General features: G+C 36.9%; 18 protein-coding genes, 1 pseudogene and 2 riboswitches. Of the genes and pseudogenes, 4 read left to right on the top strand and 15 right to left on the bottom strand.

Translation table 11 applies throughout. The features are described from left to right. Positions 1-14: 14 nt before the first annotated feature. From H0486_RS03985 to pdxR, 3 genes are all read right to left on the bottom strand, one after another. Positions 15-632, bottom strand: a complete 618-nt coding sequence (locus tag H0486_RS03985; RefSeq protein WP_228351759.1) for an L-2-amino-thiazoline-4-carboxylic acid hydrolase — start codon at positions 630-632, stop codon at positions 15-17. A 66-nt stretch (positions 633-698) separates the two neighbouring features. Further along, a complete protein-coding gene (locus tag H0486_RS03980) occupies positions 699-1391 on the bottom strand; it encodes an Ig-like domain-containing protein (RefSeq protein ID WP_228351758.1) in 693 nt (230 codons plus the stop codon). A gap of 146 nt (positions 1392-1537) precedes the next feature. Beyond that, positions 1538-2959 (bottom strand): MocR-like pyridoxine biosynthesis transcription factor PdxR, encoded by a 1422-nt coding sequence (gene pdxR, locus H0486_RS03975; protein ID WP_228351757.1) that lies wholly within the window; start codon positions 2957-2959, stop codon positions 1538-1540. A gap of 181 nt (positions 2960-3140) precedes the next feature. On the opposite strand from pdxR, the gene H0486_RS03970 reads away from it, so the two are divergent. From H0486_RS03970 to H0486_RS03960, 3 genes are all read left to right on the top strand, one after another. Then, complete coding sequence (locus H0486_RS03970) at positions 3141-4160, top strand: serine O-acetyltransferase (protein ID WP_228351756.1); 1020 nt, start codon at positions 3141-3143, stop codon at positions 4158-4160. Positions 4161-4185: 25 nt separating this feature from the next. Further along, entirely contained in the window at positions 4186-4800 is a 615-nt protein-coding gene (locus H0486_RS03965; protein ID WP_228351755.1) for a LysE family translocator, read from the top strand. A gap of 77 nt (positions 4801-4877) precedes the next feature. Continuing rightward, positions 4878-5816, top strand: coding sequence for a PLP-dependent cysteine synthase family protein (locus H0486_RS03960; protein ID WP_228351754.1), 939 nt, complete (start codon positions 4878-4880; stop codon positions 5814-5816). 134 nt (positions 5817-5950) lie between these two features. On the opposite strand, the gene H0486_RS03955 is transcribed toward H0486_RS03960, so the two are convergent. The 8 genes and pseudogenes from H0486_RS03955 to H0486_RS03920 form a co-directional block, all read right to left on the bottom strand. Then, positions 5951-6700, bottom strand: a complete 750-nt coding sequence (locus tag H0486_RS03955) for a GNAT family N-acetyltransferase (RefSeq protein WP_228351753.1) — start codon at positions 6698-6700, stop codon at positions 5951-5953. A 68-nt stretch (positions 6701-6768) separates the two neighbouring features. Continuing rightward, a complete protein-coding gene (locus H0486_RS03950) occupies positions 6769-9390 on the bottom strand; it encodes an Ig-like domain-containing protein (RefSeq protein ID WP_228351752.1) in 2622 nt (873 codons plus the stop codon). A 209-nt stretch (positions 9391-9599) separates the two neighbouring features. Further along, positions 9600-9815, bottom strand: a pseudogene (locus tag H0486_RS03945) (phosphoribosylaminoimidazolecarboxamide formyltransferase); the annotation flags it as partial. A gap of 53 nt (positions 9816-9868) precedes the next feature. Further along, positions 9869-9976: riboswitch (ZMP/ZTP riboswitch) on the bottom strand. 86 nt (positions 9977-10062) lie between these two features. After that, on the bottom strand, positions 10063-11223 hold the full coding sequence (gene fabV, locus H0486_RS03940) for an enoyl-ACP reductase FabV (protein WP_228351751.1): 1161 nt from the start codon (positions 11221-11223) through the stop codon (positions 10063-10065). A gap of 181 nt (positions 11224-11404) precedes the next feature. Next, on the bottom strand, positions 11405-11569 hold the full coding sequence (locus tag H0486_RS03935; protein WP_228351750.1) for a CPC_1213 family protein: 165 nt from the start codon (positions 11567-11569) through the stop codon (positions 11405-11407). Between the two features lie 105 nt (positions 11570-11674). Continuing rightward, a complete protein-coding gene (locus H0486_RS03930; protein ID WP_228351749.1) occupies positions 11675-11848 on the bottom strand; it encodes a hypothetical protein in 174 nt (57 codons plus the stop codon). A gap of 15 nt (positions 11849-11863) precedes the next feature. Further along, on the bottom strand, positions 11864-13213 hold the full coding sequence (locus H0486_RS03925) for a methyl-accepting chemotaxis protein (protein WP_228351748.1): 1350 nt from the start codon (positions 13211-13213) through the stop codon (positions 11864-11866). 24 nt (positions 13214-13237) lie between these two features. Further along, positions 13238-14242, bottom strand: a complete 1005-nt coding sequence (locus H0486_RS03920) for a ketoacyl-ACP synthase III (protein WP_228351747.1) — start codon at positions 14240-14242, stop codon at positions 13238-13240. A 66-nt stretch (positions 14243-14308) separates the two neighbouring features. Then, a riboswitch (cyclic di-GMP riboswitch) is annotated at positions 14309-14396 on the bottom strand. Between the two features lie 312 nt (positions 14397-14708). On the opposite strand from H0486_RS03920, the gene H0486_RS03915 reads away from it, so the two are divergent. Then, positions 14709-15323 carry a hypothetical protein gene (locus H0486_RS03915; protein WP_228351746.1) on the top strand — a complete coding sequence of 205 codons (615 nt, stop codon included), beginning with the start codon at positions 14709-14711 and terminating at the stop codon, positions 15321-15323. Positions 15324-15436: 113 nt separating this feature from the next. On the opposite strand, the gene H0486_RS03910 is transcribed toward H0486_RS03915, so the two are convergent. The 4 genes from H0486_RS03910 to H0486_RS03895 form a co-directional block, all read right to left on the bottom strand. Then, positions 15437-15625, bottom strand: coding sequence for a hypothetical protein (locus H0486_RS03910; protein WP_228351745.1), 189 nt, complete (start codon positions 15623-15625; stop codon positions 15437-15439). A 69-nt stretch (positions 15626-15694) separates the two neighbouring features. Continuing rightward, on the bottom strand, positions 15695-15985 hold the full coding sequence (locus tag H0486_RS03905) for a CD3324 family protein (RefSeq protein ID WP_228351744.1): 291 nt from the start codon (positions 15983-15985) through the stop codon (positions 15695-15697). A gap of 518 nt (positions 15986-16503) precedes the next feature. Continuing rightward, positions 16504-17394: an InlB B-repeat-containing protein gene (locus H0486_RS03900; RefSeq protein WP_228351743.1), complete on the bottom strand. Its 891-nt coding sequence runs from the start codon at positions 17392-17394 to the stop codon at positions 16504-16506. Positions 17395-17586: 192 nt separating this feature from the next. Continuing rightward, complete coding sequence (locus H0486_RS03895) at positions 17587-19440, bottom strand: HlyD family secretion protein (RefSeq protein WP_228351742.1); 1854 nt, start codon at positions 19438-19440, stop codon at positions 17587-17589. Between the last annotated feature and the right edge of the window lie 53 nt (positions 19441-19493).

Here is a 19493-nt window from a genome sequence, read left to right as displayed (position 1 = left end):
TCCTTTGGAAATTATTATATTTTAGTATACCAAAAATCGCAAAAATCGCCTCCCGCTACTAAAGTTTTCGTACGTTTCAGTGTGGCACCCATGTGCTTGGCCATTACATAATCGAACTTGCAGAAAAGTGATGTCAGTTCAGGGCATCCTTCCTGTCTCAAAAGCTTATAAATGGCACACTCATAATAATTAATACCATATTCATTATAATTTTCACCGTATATGAAATCACAGACAAAATCCGATGGATATTTTCTTTTCTTTGATTCAAGTGCTTGTGAGTAACGTTTGTCCTGCCAGTTCTTGCTAAAGTGATCATCCTTTTCGAAAGATTTCTTAAATATATAGGAAGACTCCATACTGTCCGTCAAAATAGAGTCCATCTGTGCAATGGATATTCTACCATCTCCCGCTTTAAATATAGCAGCAACAAGAGCAGTAAGCAAGATATCAACTAATTTAGGATTATGTTTTCCGAAAGACCGAAAATTACGCAATATAGTATAGTAATTTACTTTTACACTCTTCATGATGTCCCTTGCAACATGTAAATTAAATGTCTCTGCGATCTTCTTTTGAAAACATTTTCTTAACAGTAACCAAAATATTTTTGATAGAGCCGTATCATTCATCGGATATATCCTTTCGTTCTTTTAGCAACAACCCACTACGAAGGCGTAGTGGGTTGTTGCTACTATTTATTCTATATCTAATTCAAATATCGCTTTATACTCACAATAATCATCGTCATACATTGTTACTTTTACTGTAATCATATCACTTTCAGCAAATAGTCCGTATATTGCTTTCAGTCCTTCACATTTTTCTCCGAGTTTTGTATCATCCATATCCTTCGAAGGATACTTACGGGCTATATTTCCATTGGCATCAATTACACTAAAGGTATACATGTCCATATAGTTTCCGCCATCGTCTATACCTTCATAGGTATAATCTAACACTACTACTTGCTTCGGAATATCATCTCCAGGCTGATGATATCTTTCCTCCGTCGTAGTCACAGAATTAAATGTCAGAGTCCATATACCATCCACAGTCCAGGTATCTCCAGTTTTATATGGTTTTGTCTTATTACTATCGACAACTGTAACATTGCAGGTATATTTCTTCTTATCAACAGTAGCGGTAATCGTAGCTTTTCCTTCCATTTTCGCAGTGACTACCCCTGAACTATTCACTGTAGCTACAGACTTCTTACTACTTTTCCATGTGATTTTACTATATGTACCGGTTACTTTAAGCTTTAGAGTAGAGTCAACTTCCATAGTTGCTTTTGCCTTACTAATTACAATAGCAGCCTCTGCAGTCTGCGGATTAATAAAAGCAATGCATAATATTATGCAAAGAATAAAGGATATTATTTTCCTCAAGCTAATCCCTCCATAGTTATTCTAGTAAATTATATTTCATATAACATATTTTGTAAACCATTATTCTCCATAGATGCAAATATTCGGAATCTTAATTGCTTTCCATCCCTATGTAGTAAAAAAACAGTCACAATAACATGGCAGGCTTAATATAACCACTCTGCCCATGCTTTTTTTAAACGTGTTACGCAATCCGGAATATCCTCCAGCTTAATCTTACTAAAGCCAAGAAATAAGGTATTCGGTGGGCAAGCAGCTTTATCCTGCCAGAATCTCATTGTGGAATATACTCTCACTCCGTGTTCTAGAGCCCTTTCAATGAGCTCATCCTGTTTGACCTTCTCAGAGAATTTGAGTAAAAAGTACTGACCACTTCCGTTACTTGAAATATTAATCTTATCCTTAACCTCTGAAAATTCAGCTAAAAAAAGTTCCAGCCTTTTTCGAAATACATTGTTCAAGCGGCGAATGTGACGTTCATAATGACCCGTCTCAATTAATCGGCCGATTACATATTGATTAAGTAAAGGAACCGTAGAATTGTAAGTATTAAAAATATTATCATATATTTCCAACAGTTGTGGTGGTAATATCATGTATCCCATTCGAATGGATGGTGATAATGTTTTTGAAAATGTACCTAAATAAATGACTCTGTTATCACTGTCTATGGATTGTAATGAAGGTATCGGCTTATGATAATATCTGAGTTCACTATCAAAATCATCCTCAATAATATATACGTTTCTCTCTTTTACCCATTTCAATAACTCATATCTACGGTCAATCGATAACGTTGCTCCAGTTGGAAACTGATGGGATGGTGTGGAGTAGATTGCACTTACATTATCAATAAGCGGAAGCTCTGAGACAACGATGCCTTTTTTATCCACCGGCACAGTTTGTATTCTTATTCCATTATTCATGAAAACAGATACGGCCTTATCAAATCCCGGCTCCTCCATCAGAATAGTTGCTTCCTTACAGTGTAGCATTTTACATATGTATTCTAAGGATTGTTGGATACCACATGTTATTATTATTTGCCTTTCATCGCAACGTACCCCCCTAATCCGCTTAAGATAGGAAAGTAAATTACTTCGTAAATACAATTCTCCCTGCTTATCCTGATAGGATGATATCCTAGCTTCATTATCAAGTCTGTCCAGACATTCCAGGGTATACTTTCTCCATAACCTCTTAGGAAAGAGATCGCTGGTATAACTGCTATTCGTTAAGTCATAGATCACTTTATGCTGTGGTACATTATCAGAATGTTTCTTAATGATACTGAAATTATTCGAAACATTTCTGTCGCTCACCTTAATTCGCGGAACTTTCATAACATAATATCCAATACCCTTCTTCGATGCAATGTATCCTTCCGCTAATAACTGGCTATATGCGCAATCTACCGTGTTCCGGCTTACATTTAGTGTTTTAGCCAGACCCCTGGTTCCTTCCAGGACTTCTCCTTCTTTCCGGCTACCGTCTAAAATCTCTTTTTTGATTTGCTGATAAATTTGCATATATAGAGGTTCTTTACTATTCCTGTTGATATAAACCATATTATACCCTCTTTAGGTGGCACCATATTTTCTCTTTTAGGTGGCTCTTTTACAATGAATAAGAATATTATACCATACAATGTAAATTATTGCAAAATAGTATCTAAAGATTAAACTTCAGATAACAATCTTATAAACAATAAAAATGCAATCCGAATACATCATATAAGGAGGCCTATAAATGCAGAAAAAGCTACATCAAGATGACATTCAATATCAAATATACTTAAAGATCTCAAAAGTGTTAAATCAATTTATATCCTATAAAGATTATATAGATTTGAATTTATCAACTCCTCGGGCAAAATATCTAGAAACTCAAATTATTCATAAATTATATTCAGACCTCTTATCCTTTGTAGAAAGAGATCCTGCATCTAACGGTTCTGCGAATATTATTCTGCAAGCATATAAATCCTTCGAAGCAGTTGTTTACTATCGTATCGCAAACGAAATTAGATATTGTAACGACTTAACCTATGAATCACGTCATAGATTGGCCAGAAAAATATCCGAGTATGCGAAGTACCAAACAGGAATTGAAATAAATCCAGGTGCAAAAATCGGGAATGGTTTTGTAATTGATCATGGTACAGGAACCGTTATCGGCGAGACGACTGAGATAGGAAATAACTGTTATATACTTCAAGGAGTGATTCTAGGAGCCAGAGGAATCGCAAATAATCCAAAAGGAAAGCGTCATCCCGGTATCGGAAATAACGTTGAAATAGGCGCATTTAGCAGAGTGTTAGGCCCAGTGAACATTGGTAATAATGTGATGATTGCCCCCTGTGCCGTCGTGTTAAATGATATTCCCAGCAATCAAAAAGTAATAATCAAAAATCAAATTCAACTGATAAAGAATAACAATATATTCAGTAATATTAATGTTTACGCTCTAGTTCCAAAAGAGGATTCTGTATTTGTTATATATGGAGAAAACTTAGAGAATTCCCATATCATTGCTGTGGATGAGTATTACATACCCATTGAGAATCTCAAAATATCTATTCAAATACGTACTAATAAATACTTGGCTTTTAAAATCGAGTACCAAAGAAGCTCTGATATGGAAATCGGAAATAGTATCAATCTACAAATAATGATTGATGAAAACGAGAGTATCTATTTAATCAACAATCCTTTTCTAAATAGCATTTACACTAATTACACGAATGTTCAATATGTACAGAATAACTAATTAAATAAAGAAAAGAGGAGATCATATGCTACAGATGTTATTATACGGTATTGGAATCATGTACACACCGGGGCCGGTGAATATCATGGGCCTAACATTGGGTCTAAATAAAAAATTTAGGAAATCAATCGGCTTTTTTACCGGAGTGGGAATCGCCATGTTTATATTATTTTTCGTCTGCGGCTACTCAGGGGAAAAACTCATAAAAAAAGAATACCTGCTTTATACCAGTATTCTTGGAGGGCTATATATCTTCTATCTTGCAATCAAAATCTTTAAAGAAGATGTCACAATAGAAGAACAAATGAAGAAAAACACATTAACGTTGCGTGATGGATTTCTTATGCAAATCATTAATCCAAAGGCTATATTAGCTGCCTTACCAATAGCAACCATTAATTTTCCTGCTAATAATATTAATGGCATCAATATTTTGATCATGTCCATAGTATTTGGATTATTGGTAATCGGTGCGCCCTCAATGTATTGCTTGGTTGGACAATTCTTCAGTGATTTAATTAAGCAGAAAAAAATCTTATTAATATTTAATAAGCTAATGGGAGTCCTATTGCTCTACGTATCCATCAGTATTTTCAAAGATCATGTATTCGATGTCCTTATGGGAAAAAGCCCTTATTAATCCTAAGTGAACAAACATTTTTCTATACCGGATTATTGTCAGATTATGAAAGGAGTAGCAGATATACTGCAGAATTTATGAAAGAAAACTATATGAATTATATGGGGAATACCCCAATGGTTAAGCTCACCAGAATGGTTCCCCAATCAAAAGCGAACATTTACATAAAGCTAGAAGGCTGTAATCCCGGAGGCAGTAAAAAAGCCAGAGTGTCCTATCAGATGATATTAGACGCCGAGAAAAACGGATTACTGAAACCGGGTACTAGAGCATCATTAATCGAACCCACCGGTGGAAATACCGGACTGGGATTAACATTAATGGCAATCAATAGAGGTTATGATATTACTTTGGTCATACCCGATAATTATAGTAAGCAAAATATTAATTTGCTAAGAGGTTATGGTGCCAGGGTTTTACTATCCGACAGCACAACAGGAAGCGACTCACATATTAGGCTCGTTAAAGAGATCGTATCTGAAAATAAAAACTATATCTGGCTAGATCAATTATCAAATCCCTCAAATCCCATGGCCCATTATAATTTTACCGGGAAAGAGATTCTAGATCAGGTTAAACATATTGATTACTTCATTTCTGCTGTCGGCAGTGGGGGTACTATAACTGGTGCAGGCAAACGACTAAAAGAGGCCAATGATAAAACAATTGTCGTGGCAATGCAGCCACAAGGATGTGATATATTGAATGGTGTTTCCGTTCCTCACAAAATCCAAGGTGCTTCCATCGGCTTGGTTTCTTCTGTTTTTGATACGAAAATCGTTGATCAATGCATTAATGTCAGTTATAGTGAAGCAGTTAATACTGCAAGGGATCTGGTCAAAAAAGAGGGATTATATTTAGGAATATCGTCTTGTGCTAATGTAGCTGTTTCATTGAAATTAGCAGAAACAATTGGCGAAGGTAAAACTATCGTAGTGGAATCTGCTGATTTTGGATATCAATACGAAGATTTTTATAAAGAAGTGTTTCACGGGACGAACTCTGCATCTCTATAAGGGATTATCATACATATAAATCAAATGGCTGCTACATAATGTAACTACAGGGATTATGATCAATCTAGTCCCCACGAATATATTATGTAACAGCCACTTTTTTATTCTAATCGCATTCTGCCTGATGACTCATTCTATTCATTTCTTACACGAAACCAGTAGGTATAGAAATTCTGAAAGCCCAGCGACTGGTACAATCGGAAAGCCGGATCATTCCCATCCACCACCTGTAAATAAGCCTTTGTAGCACCCTTCTTCATACCCTCTTTTAGAATACAGGTACACAGGGAACGTGCCAGACCTTTCTTACGGTAATCTTCTCTTACGTGAATGGCATATACTCCAACATAATCCCGATCAAGAATTCCAAGACCTGTTCCTATGATAGTGCCCTCTCTTATAATAGATACACAGATGGTATCCTTGGCTATAGCGTTATACATAGTAGGTACAATGGTTCTATGTATCGCATTTGTTGTACCTTTTAAATCCAGTAAACTGTCAACCCAGGTCCGGTCAATGTGATAACTGATTGTTACTTCCTCCATCGAAGCATCCATAACTGCATCAGCCAGGTCCAATACCATGACATTGGTTGTATGCTGTATTTCATAATTGCGATTTTCCAGTATATAGTCAAAATCCTTTGATACCAAAGGACTGATTTTAAAGATGACCGGTGTCCCCCATCGCTTATATGCGGCTTCACAGTACGGGATCTTTTCACGCCAAGATAAGGTCGAGGTACCAAACTGTTCCACACTATTCGTTCTGTGAGTATAAAAATGAGAAAATCTTAAGATCCATCCATCATAAAGCTCCATTTGATGGGATGGCCATGCATTCAGTGATAAATCTTCAATTGTTTTAATCGTCGTATTCATATTTCTCCGTCAACGGCCTGCCAAAATCGGCAGGCCGTATTAATATTTTTGATATTATTATATTATATCTAGTAATTCACCAACGCATTCAATACCGGATTAACGATTGACTCATTGTCATTGAGGTCAGTGATGCTATTATTATGAACGAATATCTTCAGGTAAGTACCATCTTCAGGAATTGTATCCAAGGTAATAATAACCTTATCCCCCGACACAGACACCGTACTACCAATGATATATCCTGTAGAACGTTCCTGTACAGTAACTGACATACTTCCTTTCACAGCTTCTGTAAAGGTTAACTCTACTGTATTCCGTGTCTTATCGTTGAACTTAATGCTCTTAAGCTCTGGATCTGTATTCTCTACTAAATTAATATTAGTAGTATATTCCTCCATCTCAGAGAAGCTGTTGTTATATCCCTTAATACCGGATATGGTAATACTCTGCTTGCCTGTAGTAGTAATACTTCCCTTTTCCAGAACAAGCTGAACGGTAGAACCATAGGTTGAATTATTGATCAGCTTCACTTCTTTCACTGTTGCACCGGAAATCGAATAATTATTAACATTCAAAGCTGTAGTATTATCCAGTTTATCAGCAAACTTAATGTTGATGATGGAATGATTTGCCTCGGATTGCTCTATGGAATATGGCTCAGCAAGTTTACTAACGGCTTGCATTCCACTTCGATTATGTACGGTTACTACACTGCTTCTACAATAATTCCGGTAATTATCAACGATAAAGCCTTCCGGTATCGTAAAGGTATAATCCCCATATATCGTGAGATTCTTTAACATAATTTCGATTACATTGTCTACCGTACTAATCTCAGAATACTCTATCATACCTATATTGCTGTCATTGTATTGATAAGATGCCATTTTTGCATCCAGGTAACCACTACTAGAATTCAAATGCACGTCTTCACTATACTTAAGAGTAAGAATGCTAAGATCTGAGTTGAATTCATAGGAAATCAATACAGGTCTTACTGTTTCCGTTGTGAAGTATACATTAAAATCATACATTTGATTTGCATAGGTATCATTCGATATTACATTATAGCTATCCCAATGACCGATGGATACTTTCTGGGTACCGGTTAATGTAACGTCATAACTTGACAACTTATAATGTACCAGTCTGCTATTATCCAAATCAACTTCACCGTAAATATACCCGCTGTTATTGATATATGCATAACCAGGATCACGAATGGAGCGTGTAAAGGCTGCGGTAATCGTATCATAGGATGTACGAGTCACTGAAATCGGCCTTGCCTGAGGCTTTGGATTAGTATCCGTGCGTATTATTGCATCAAAGCTACCATTGATTAAATCATTACCTGCCTTATCCCTTAACCCGGAGATTGTTACAACAAAGGACTTGTTGTAATCCTTAGAGTCAATCGGTGATAAGTTAATTCTAATTGATTTACCATCGGAGCTGAAATTATAATTCGTTTCATTGTTCAGGAAGCTGATTGTACTTGTCTGAACAGCAGTAGTGCTGGAAGCTACTCTTGCATCATTAACTCTGAAATAAGTAAAGTCCATTTTCTCCTTAAAGGTAATGATCGTAGTCATTCCATCCCCATCCAGCTCAATGGAGGAAACCTCCGGTGCATCTGTATCATATATCGTATCATCATTCGTACCGGTATTACCCGTCGAATTGTCCGTATTATTACCTGAGGATCCGTCCGAATAGCTAAGAACGACATAATCCTGATAGATACTCTTTCCTTCCGATGTTAAGATTCTATTCGTGAACGTGATACCATATTTACCGTTAAAGGTATTACTGGAGGTTATGGTCAGAACCTTTGAGTTATTTGATAAGCTGGCAGCAAATGTTCCGGGATCTTTGGCTTTTACTCCATTGGTTCCTTCAAGAGGAGTAATAACAATATTACTTGACAGCTTTCCATTGGAATTTACAACTGTGGATTCCCGAATTGCAGTGCCAAACGTTACTCTAATCGTTCTGGAATTTATGATCTCTGCTGATGTAACCTCATCAGCTTGACCTATTACCTCGATAATAATTGCGTCCTTGATCTCACTATTCTTAGCCGATTTGGCTGTAGCCTCTTTTGCTGCTGTCGCTACAAGAATAACCTTTCCAGTTCTTAAGGCCGTAACGATTCCCTTCGAACTGTTATCAATACGGATCGCATTGGGATTCGTATCGCTGGCAGAGGTATCAATGGACCAATAGGTTTTGTCAGATGAATTACTGGGAGTCAGAGTTCGGTTGAAATCATAGGTCTCTCCCACTCTCATAATATGCGCACCATTAATCTCTGCTGCATTGTTTATTCTAATGTCTTCTGAAGGTATGATTACCGTCACATCACAGCTCAAGGTCTTCGTCGTTCCAGATGGATAAGTTATCTTACATTTTATCACTGCACTTCCTTTATTTACTGATGTCACTAGACCATTGTTCGTAACGGTTGCTACCTTCTTATTAGAAGATGACCATTTATATTTACTGTTTTTCACTTTGTTTTTTATCGTAAGCTGGTGGGTCTCATCTAATCCTCGTATTTCAATCTTCTTTTCCTTAAATGTTGGTGTTGCTGCTTTTGCCGTCATACTATTTTGATTCCAAAATAGTGTTAATGAAATACCAAGCATAAATAAAAAACATATCCTTTTCAAATATCTGATCTTCATACTGCTTTCCCTCCTGGCTGCAAGAAGATATTAAATTCTACAAGAATTTCATCTTTTCTAATAACAACGCCATAATATATAATCCTAAATATAGTATTACATAAAAATTTTGTCAAATCAATGTCAGAATCAGGAATGGGACTATGCAATAATACCTATAAATCTATCATTATCAGATATTTAGATTCAAAAGGAGATTATATCAGTCCTTAATGATGAAAAAGACGAACCCCTGTAAATGCCATGGCAATACCATATTTATCGCAGGTCTTTATCACATGCTCATCCCGTACAGATCCTCCGGGCTGTGCAATATAACGGAACAGATTCAGCACCTTTGGCGCCTGTCTTAGAAACCAGGTATCTGCTTTATTACCAGCCAGTCTGGTACAATGAATTCTTGATTGCTGCCCTGCACCAATTCCATACTCTCCTTTTCCGTGATTAATATGTATCAACAAAAAGAGCCAACTATCCAGGCTCTCGCCCAGACGGTCGGCTTTATCTAACAAGTGAAATATGAATCTCCTCTTGTATATTATACTTCATGTGGTTAATTCCACTTCCGTCAGTCGTATAATCTGATGCAAAAATATCATAAAAAGCATAATCTGTCAACCTGATATAATAAATCGATATCCTATAATCTTCTGGCACTGGATACCGATCTCGTTATATATCCACATCTTTTGAATAGTCAATGTTCTCATAGCGGAAACCAAACATATGGTAGAAATCTTCCCAATACCCTGTCAAGTCTGCCAGCTCATTCACATTTTCCGTGTTGATCTGATCCCATAGCTCCATCACCTTATGCTGAATATGGTCCTGCATCTCATAATCATCCAGGCGAATACGGTTCATTTCATCGACTATCGCTCCTACTGGCGTCAATTTATCATGGAATAAACGTCCCATCTGTTCGATGCAGCCTTCATGAAGCCCATGCTCCTTCATAACCTTATACAGTATTGCAAAATATAACGGTACAACAGGAATCGCTGAACTGGCCTGTGTGACAAGAGCCTTATTCACACAGATATACGCTTTAATTCCTCTTGAAGAAAACTCCTGCGTAATCTCAACAGAGGTATTGTATAGATGCTCTTTTGCAAGACCAATTGTTCCATGATAATAAACCGGATAGGTCAGCTTGGGTCCAATATAAGAGTATGCGATTGTTACCGCCTTTTCCTCCAATACACCGGCAGCATCCAGTTCAGTAATCCAGTCCTTCCAGTCATCACCGCCCATTACCTTAATTGTAGCTTGAATCTCTTCTTCCGTTGCCGGACCAATAGTTGCCTCTGTTATGGTATTATTATTCAAATTTAATGACTTGTTCGTAAAATTACCGCCAACTGTCTTTAGTACGGAGTTGTAAATCGTTCCATCCGGCATGGTTCTTCTGGGTGCTGCCAAACTATAGACTACCATGTCCACTTTTCCCATGCTACTTTTTATTAATTCAATCGTCTGCTCTTTAATTTCTTTAGAAAAAGCATCCCCATTAATGGTTTTGGCATAATAACCATCCGCTGTAGCAAACTCTTCAAAAGCTTTCGTATTATACCAGCCCGGTGTAGCCGTTCTTCGGTCATTAGCTGGTTTTTCATACATTATTCCAATCGTTGAAGCATCGCATCCATAGGTTGCAGCAATTCTGGTTGCCAGTCCATAACCGGTAGATGCACCTATTATAAGTACCCTTTTTGGTCCCTCTGTTTTTCCTAATTTTTTGATATACGATATCTGTCTGGCAACATTTTCTTTGCAGCCTTCCGGGTGTGCCGTCATGCAGATAAACCCTCTTACTTTAGGTTCAATTATCATGTTTTCCCTCTTTCCACTCATTATACCAAATGTTAAATACTTTGATTATCAAAATATATTTTATCATGCCATACTGAAATTGGCAAGTGGGTCTTTCATTTCCCTCCCCGAAAAAAGGATGCTTCACAGTCAGATAATATGTTGTGAAGCATCCTCAGTATATCCACTTTTTGTAATTTCATCATCTGCTACTATGACTACTTTTGTTCTTTGGATTGTCCTCCTTTAATCCAAATACGGCCCGGGCACTTTCTGCCTGAGGGTCATGTTTAATATGTTTGGAATGGAAGGTTCCATCCTCCTTCTTATGATTTTTGGTACTCCTCATCTTATTATCATCCGTCATTCTATTCCCTCCTAGTAATTCATTACATTACCAGTATGGCAGAATAGACAGAACTTATACCAGAACTTAATCAGATAAGCGTATCAGACAGCATCCATAATTGTCTTATGACTCATCGGAGATCAGCTTATACATATCTTCTGCAATACTCTTCAGTGTTTCGGCACTGCTAGCCAGTTCCTCACTGGTAGCCAGATTTTCACTAATGGAATTAAATACTATATGAAAACTGTCTATGGTTTTATTTGTCGTCTCCGTTATTTTGCTGTTTAATTCCACTGTGTTCTGAGTTCCCTACAGCATGGAACTAGTAAGATTACTGATTTCATTGATGTTATTCACTGATTTCTTGAGATCTACGATCATATCCGTAATATTTTGCACAGTATTACTTAGAATTTCGTTACCGTGGTTCACCTTTTCTGCATTCTCCGTCATCAGTCCCTTAACCGAAAGCACCCTTTCTTTAAAGTCCTGCGTAATCGTAGCCACATCATTTAACGATACACGGGTGCTGTCTGCAAGCTTTCTGATTTCCTTTGCTACCACTGCAAAGCCCCTTCCTTGAATACCTGCTCTTGAAGCTTCAATTGACGCATTAAGGGAAAGTAAATTCGTCTGGATTGAAATCTGGAGAATGATATCAAATATCTCATCCATCCGGTTCGATTGTTCTTCCAACACATGGGTTGCTTCTAACGTATTTTCTATGTCGTTTTTAATGTCAGTAATAATTGACAATGTCTCACTAAGTGCTTCTTCATTTTGATTTGATATGTCAATCAGCTTAGTGGATTTATCCTCGGTATCCTTCACCTTTTTCAGGACGGATTTATTGGATCTGAGCAGCATACCAAGACTTTTGTTATTATCTTCAATATAATGTAACATGGTATCTGCATCCTTGGATGCATCCTGGCTGGTATTAGCAATCCTCTCCATAGAAACACTTTCCTCCATAGCGATCTCCGACAGGTTTTCACTAGAAGACAGTAAGTTTTGCGCTATTTGTGCCACATTCTTAATCATTTTTTCATTATTCTCATAATGCTTTTTGATTTGAACTTCGTTTGCTTCTATTTTTTTTAATATTTTAGATGAGAAGAAGGTAAATGCTGAAATACCAAATGATATTAAGCTTATTACTACAAATCGTAATATCAGTTCTCTTACTATATACTTCTCATCCGGTAACGTGGTTGGATTGAGAACAAACAGGATTATGTTTGATAGTATTCCCAATACCACAAATGCAATATTCAATCTATTATCAAGGAATAAAGCTCCCAAAATAATAAAATAGAAAACACATGCCCAAAGCTCTTTTGAAGGAATCATAAGACCCATATAGACATAATTCACATAGGAAAATATTAATATGATTATTTTAAGTATTTGAAAGGTTGATGTTATGTGATCACTATTCTTAACAGTTTTCGTATACATAACCTTGAAGGTAACGATTTCTACTACCATAAGAATGGCTAACACAAATAATGCTGTCCATTTAACCTCTCCTAATAGCCCCATTCTTTTAAGAAATAAAAACAGTGTTCCTGCTAAGATTGCACTTATGGAATAGATAATAAGTACAAATTTAAGTGTGCCAAATTGATATTTTGTAATTGTGCTTCTTTCGTTCATAATTTATCTCCTTCTCTATTGTATCTACCATTTATATAGTAAGGCGGTCATTGAATACCCTGAAGCGACCGAACAGAATATGGATAGCTCATTCTTATTGAACCGCTTTAATCTTAATCTTTCCTCCAAAGCCATGACCGGACTAGTACAGCCTGTATATCCATATTTGTCTCCAATATAAGTAACCTTTTCCATATCACTTCCCAATCGTTTCATAGTAAGTACAATATCCGTATAGGAGAACTGTGACATAAAATAATGAGTGGCATCCTCGGGCTTATATTTACGATCCGCTAGCAATTTTTTTATAAGCTCCGACCATTTCTCTGACAAAAAGCTAAAATCGAAGGGCTTCCAAAGCATTTTCTTATTATCACCTTCGATTTTTTCGTCCGCAATCTTTGAGAAACCACATGCAGGCATTGTAATTGACCAATAATACTGATCATCCGTATACATTCTTGAACCCAGTAATCCTCTCTCTTCCGACTCCAATCTTTTTTCAAGTATGATAGCAGCGGCTCCATCCCCAGTGCAGCCGTATGCAACCATATCATCCTCTCTTGCTTGTGGACTTATTAAGAGACTTCCTACTACCAGTACCCGTTTATACTTCTCATCTGTTTTAAGATATCTAGCAGCTGTATCCATGGCTGTCAGCATACCGACACAATTTGCGTTCATATCAAAAATCGCATGTGCATTGGTGGCTTGAATTTGGTTCTTGATTAATAGCGCACAGCATGGTGATAGGTATTCCGGAGTATCTGAAACGGAAATAATCATATCAATATCTTCTGGAATTAAATTAGAATTACTTAGAGCATTTTTAGCCGCTTCCACAGCCATAGATAAGCTGGTTTCATCTTCTGTTGCTAAGGTTCTGGTTTCTCTTCCCAGCTTTCTAAACAGCTGCGCGGCATGTTCATCCACCTTGTATTTTTTGAAATGATCAATCACTTGGCGGTTGTCAGACTTTCGTTTGGGGTGATAAGATCCAACCCCTAAGATGTGTACATTCTGATACATATTTCCTCCTTATAAGTTTAAAATAATAGAGACTTGGGTACTCACCAATTCACCTATTACATAAAACTTAGCAGCCTGGCGGTCATGGGAAATGGTTTCCTTTAGATCCATGGCTTTGCGCCCTTACCTTTCGATAAGTTTGCCTTTAAAAAGAATATGCTGTATATTACATATTTATTAAATTATACCATTATTATTGTTAAAATCAATCAATTTTTACTTTTTTACTACATTTTTTTATAAAATATGTCATTTATCTGTCAATTTCCTACTCTATTCATTTCACTACCTTCTAGCAGCTCTTTAATTTGCTCCTTCAGCTTATGATCTAAAACATACCTAATATTATCTCATTATACAAAATTCGACAAAACACTTCCAAATATAGTACTTTTTCCCTACTTTCCATTTATTTGGTAAACAGTTAGAATACAAAAGTATTATAATAAAAAGAGGGAGTAGATTTATGAAAATGCAAAAGAAAATCATTGTAACTTTATTGTTAGTTTTATCACTTGTTTTAACCGGATGCAGCGGTGGCAGAGATGATGGATTTGCCGTAGGTGCTTGGAACGGAACTACATTTGAGAATACCTGGCTTAATATGAAGTTCCCTGTTTCTGACAATTGGACAATTTCTACTGATGAAGAAATCGCACAGTTAAATGAAATCAGCACAGATTCAGATGATGCTGGCCAGGAGCTTTTAGACAAGATTGCTGAGTTAAAAACTGTATATGGTTTTATGATTACTGAAAATGAAACCTTTAGCAATGTTCAACTTATTTATGAAAATCTTGCTATGTCCATCGGTGGTACCAAAATGAGCGAACAGGAGTATTTAGATTCCGCTATGGAAATGTTACCTTCTGAGGATTATGAGTTATTAGAAACCGTAACAAAGGATATCGCAGGAAAGACCTTTACCGTTGCAAAAATGTCAGCCTATGACGGTGTATACAGCCAGGATTTCTATTGCTACAAACAGGGTAAGCACATGGTTGTTATGATTATGTCTTATACTCCTGATCAGGCAGCAGTAATTGATGAATTTGTAAGTGGTATCACCACACTGGAATAATGCATTAAATATCATGCCTATGAAAAAAGCGAGCTCAACAATGAGCTCGCTTTTTTCATTAACTTTATTCACTTTTATTGATTCACTTTATTTCTATCTGTGACCTTCTCGCTCTATTTCAGATTTGCAACAGTTTCCAGCTTTTTATGCTGGCATCTTTTGCATACGGTTGTTTTACTTCCATCCTCGGCAATCAAATCATACAATACTTTTATTCTTGTTGTCTTACATACCGGACATGTTCCACGACCGCGAGAAGGTAACTTTAATAAAGTCTTTCCTCTGTGTGGTTTTGTAGCCATATAGCTTTCCCCCCTCTTATGAATTCTTCGTATTAACTAATATACAGGATGGATATTAAAACTTCTATCCTAAGAACGTTTCTGTTTCGTTTTTGATTTTTCCTCATGGACGATTCTTCGTATACTCTGTTCGGATAGATAATACTGCTCGGATAATGCAGTTACCGTACTTCCTTCCATGTATTTTTGATATATTTCCCGGTTTCTTATTGTCAGTTCGTATTTTGCACCGCTATTCTCTCCCCACTTTTTCTGTTCTCCGATTTTCCGTGGGATATATATATAATCTCCGTGGATATATTCCTGAATATGTTGTATTAGTTCCTCTGGTAATATGTTCTGTGCATTAATATATTTCATTTTCTTAGCTCCTCTAATAGTTAATAGTTAGATGAAGCAAAGACCACTGTATATATTTGCATTAAAAAAGTAGCAAGGCAAACCCTGCTACAGATAGATTTATAATATCATCCAGTCAAACCAAATTTAGCTCCAATGTTAAGACAACATAAATAGATCTCATATCAGTATAAACAACACACTAATAAACGTCCTACTATGAATAATAATACTCATAGCAACGCCATAATTAACGCTATATTTATACTCTTGAGATTTATTCCCTTGTATTAACATCAGCTACTTAATGGTTTAACCTCCGAGCAAAGCATCGCCGACTATTGTTTTGTGGTCTTTGCACGGAGTTAAGTTTTCGATCTAACGCCTTAATGGATTTCATAAAGTTCCTTTCCTTTAACCTATGAATATTTTAACATAGGATGTAACAATAAATTCATACTATAAATCATTATATACAGGTTTAAATAAATTTCAAGCTCATATTTATTTCTGTATTGTTTATGAGCGCAACATTCCAGTTACCGTTCACTCTGGGTCGGATACCAACGTGCAAATAGCTTCAACTGATCTATCCCGCTAAGTACCGTATCCTTTGTAACGGCCTTTGCATCAGGATCCGAATAATCATTGTATCGATACCAACCTCCAAATTTATATCCGGTTCTAGTCGGTGAAGGAAGTGCTCCACATGGTTTACCACTGGTGACCTCAAGCTCATAATGCTCCTCGTTAAACCCAAACAGAATTAATTTAATCTTCTTCTCTTCCCATCTAGCATAGAGTGTCTTGCCGGATTTCTCGTCAAAGATACTATTTTTCGTTATCTTACTTCCGGTGGCCTTATCTTGATTATTTCCACTCCCTGAACGATTATCATTGTTATTCGCTGAACCGGTATCTTCGGTTATATTACCATTCGGATTGGTATTCGTAGTCCCGGGAGTTGTATACCATCCTAAAAAGGTGTAATTCTTTCTCGTTGGCCTTGGAAGCTGATAATAAAACTTACTTCCATAATATACAATAACCGTATTTTTCTCCAGTTCACCGCCTTGTGCATCCAGTGTAATCGCAGTGCCCTTTCCCTGCCATTTGGCATAGAGCTTATGATTACTGTTTTTAATAACTTTACTTGCTTCTGTAATCTTCATTCCACCGTTTCGGAAGGTATACCATCCGAGAAAGTTATAGTTCTCTCTCGTCGGAGTAGGTAATGTTCCATAACTGCTGCCATAGGTTACACTCATTGTTGTGGTACTTAGCGTACCACCCTCCGGATCCAAAGTGACTATCACCGATGAACTACCGTTATTTTGCTCTGTAATAGCCGCAGCAAGGCTCTTTTGGGGATAAGCAAACAGGCACATTAATATTCCAATAGAAATAAATCCTAATAATTTGATTTTCATCCTTCGTATCCTCCAATTCATTTATCCAGATTTCAGACATTATGTAGGAAGCATTTACTGTTACATAAATTACCGATATATATTATCTCGATATAACCTCCGGATACATAATTTCATAATTTATATCTACCGATTCATTTCCCTAATATCCTCCCCATATTTTACCACATATTGCCGAGGTTTGCAAATCTATTATCTCCTCAAATCATCGTCGTTCTTTCTTTGTACTATTCCTTTTATGATTATTTCGTATTTGTCCATAATTTTCTTTTTTATTGATCCACTCAGTCTCATGAATAGACACAATTCCAGCCCTGCTGCCAGTAGGGAACCGACAATAGCTTTATGAAACTCCTTTCGTAACAGTACATCCTTATAGTACTGCATGATTTGTTCCCTCTCTGCCAGCGATGCTTTTATATCGCTCCACAGAATACCCCAAAAATCAAAATCTGACCAGCGACTTGGAATTATTTCACGGGGGATATAGATACGAAAATTCACAAACTTCAATATGATGATAGCAAGGATAAGAAACACACTGGCATTAAGAAGGAACAATGGATATGATTTACGATAGGAATATACTACCTTTAGACATATCCATAGTAACCAGAAGGAGAACAGCCATATCGGTATATTGACAATCTGCTTCGAGAGCTTCTGATAAAGATACCCATTAATATAGACAGAGGGTTCAGCCAAATTATTGGTTAATACTGCATCTTTATCGTTTTGTATAGCAATATTGTACTGTACCTTAAGCGATGCAACGTTTTGTCTGGCAACACGAACCGCTTCATTTGCTGCTTTTATCGTTTGCTTTTTCGTTTCCAGGGCTTCTTCGTAATCATAGGTTCCGTTCTCCATGCTCTCTATTATTTTCTCTATTTCCGCTATCTCTTCCGTTAAGTCCTTTAACTCCCTCTCGTTATCCTGAAGCTTCGTATTATAATCTTCCTCTGCCCTGCTTAATGCTAAACCTTTCGTCGCTATATTATCCTCGATGGCCTCAGCATTATCACCCAAAAGAAATTGATATAGATTTCTCCTGGCAGTTTCATATCCCGATGTATTCAATGATAGATAAAAGGCTGATAACAGTTCATCCAGCCTAATATCCTTCCATTTCAATTCATTGGCTGTTATCGTCGCATCCTCCAGATTCCTTTTTTGTTGCTTAATCTGTGACTCAAATTCCTTTTGTTTTCCTTGATAATTCAATACTGCATTGTTGTACTCTAACAACAATGCCTGTATATTGGGTGAACTACCGTCAAAATCTGAACTTGCCTTTGCATTTTCCAATGCATTGTATGCTGAAGTAACCGGATTACTATATTGTTCGAGAATTAACTTACTTTCCTTCTCCAATAAACTCAGATCGTCCGACGCCCTACTCACATTATGTTCTGCTATGGATACCTCGCTCTTATGCTTAATGTATCCTGCTTCTCCTCCATATATGGATTTGAGCATTGATTCCTTTGCATTTTGAGCACCTGATCCATTTGAGCTTAAGATAGAGGACTGATACTGATCAATCAAAAATGTAATTTCTCCGACCTGTTGATTGGCTTTCGAATATTCCGTTTTGGCATCCTCCAAAGTTCTTCTGGATTCTGTTAGCGATTTCGCATGATTATATTCACAATCCTCATATTTCTTCTGAGCTTCCTTGTATTCCTGCTTTTTCTCTTTTAATAATTCACTTTTGGTTTTTTTCGCTGTCTCTTTGTAGTCCTCCTCTGCTTCCTTAAGTGCCAGCTCTGCCACTCTCAGATTTTCCTCAGCCTGTTCATAGGAAAGCTGCGGTGCTGTTGTTGTCGAACTGTATATGGAAGAACCATTTACCTCAGCATACTTGATCTGAAGCTTCAACTTCTCTATCTCAGTCTTAATTACTGAGTGATGCTTTTGAAGATCCTCCATACTGTATGTAAATAAAACTTCATCCTTCTCTACCTTCATTCCCGTTGAAACCCGAACCCGTTCAATACGATATCCCGGCAATACACTAAGAAACTCCTCCTCCGCTGACTTCATTGTTCCTATTCCTTTTACAACGTAATGCAGTCTGTCCTGCTTCGCGTTGGCAA

Origin of the sequence: Variimorphobacter saccharofermentans (genome assembly GCF_014174405.1) — a bacterium.
Taxonomy (GTDB): Bacteria; Bacillota; Clostridia; order Lachnospirales; family Lachnospiraceae; genus Mobilitalea; species Mobilitalea saccharofermentans.
This window is presented reverse-complemented; position numbering and strand designations above follow the sequence as displayed.

Bases quoted from the DNA above. Each gene is read 5' to 3' on its own strand.
- H0486_RS03905 (WP_228351744.1), bottom strand. From the start codon at position 15,985: ATGAAATATATTAATGCACAGAACATATTACCAGAGGAACTAATACAA.
- H0486_RS03955 (WP_228351753.1), bottom strand. From the start codon at position 6,700: ATGAATACGACGATTAAAACAATTGAAGATTTATCACTGAATGCATGG.
- H0486_RS03895 (WP_228351742.1), bottom strand. From the start codon at position 19,440: ATGAAGTCAGCGGAGGAGGAGTTTCTTAGTGTATTGCCGGGATATCGT.
- H0486_RS03960 (WP_228351754.1), top strand. From the start codon at position 4,878: ATGAAAGAAAACTATATGAATTATATGGGGAATACCCCAATGGTTAAG.
- H0486_RS03970 (WP_228351756.1), top strand. From the start codon at position 3,141: ATGCAGAAAAAGCTACATCAAGATGACATTCAATATCAAATATACTTA.
- H0486_RS03985 (WP_228351759.1), bottom strand. From the start codon at position 632: ATGAATGATACGGCTCTATCAAAAATATTTTGGTTACTGTTAAGAAAA.
- H0486_RS03910 (WP_228351745.1), bottom strand. From the start codon at position 15,625: ATGGCTACAAAACCACACAGAGGAAAGACTTTATTAAAGTTACCTTCT.
- H0486_RS03935 (WP_228351750.1), bottom strand. From the start codon at position 11,569: ATGACGGATGATAATAAGATGAGGAGTACCAAAAATCATAAGAAGGAG.
- H0486_RS03925 (WP_228351748.1), bottom strand. From the start codon at position 13,213: ATGAACGAAAGAAGCACAATTACAAAATATCAATTTGGCACACTTAAA.
- H0486_RS03965 (WP_228351755.1), top strand. From the start codon at position 4,186: ATGCTACAGATGTTATTATACGGTATTGGAATCATGTACACACCGGGG.
- pdxR (WP_228351757.1), bottom strand. From the start codon at position 2,959: ATGGTTTATATCAACAGGAATAGTAAAGAACCTCTATATATGCAAATT.
- H0486_RS03915 (WP_228351746.1), top strand. From the start codon at position 14,709: ATGAAAATGCAAAAGAAAATCATTGTAACTTTATTGTTAGTTTTATCA.
- fabV (WP_228351751.1), bottom strand. From the start codon at position 11,223: ATGATAATTGAACCTAAAGTAAGAGGGTTTATCTGCATGACGGCACAC.
- H0486_RS03950 (WP_228351752.1), bottom strand. From the start codon at position 9,390: ATGAAGATCAGATATTTGAAAAGGATATGTTTTTTATTTATGCTTGGT.
- H0486_RS03900 (WP_228351743.1), bottom strand. From the start codon at position 17,394: ATGAAAATCAAATTATTAGGATTTATTTCTATTGGAATATTAATGTGC.
- H0486_RS03920 (WP_228351747.1), bottom strand. From the start codon at position 14,242: ATGTATCAGAATGTACACATCTTAGGGGTTGGATCTTATCACCCCAAA.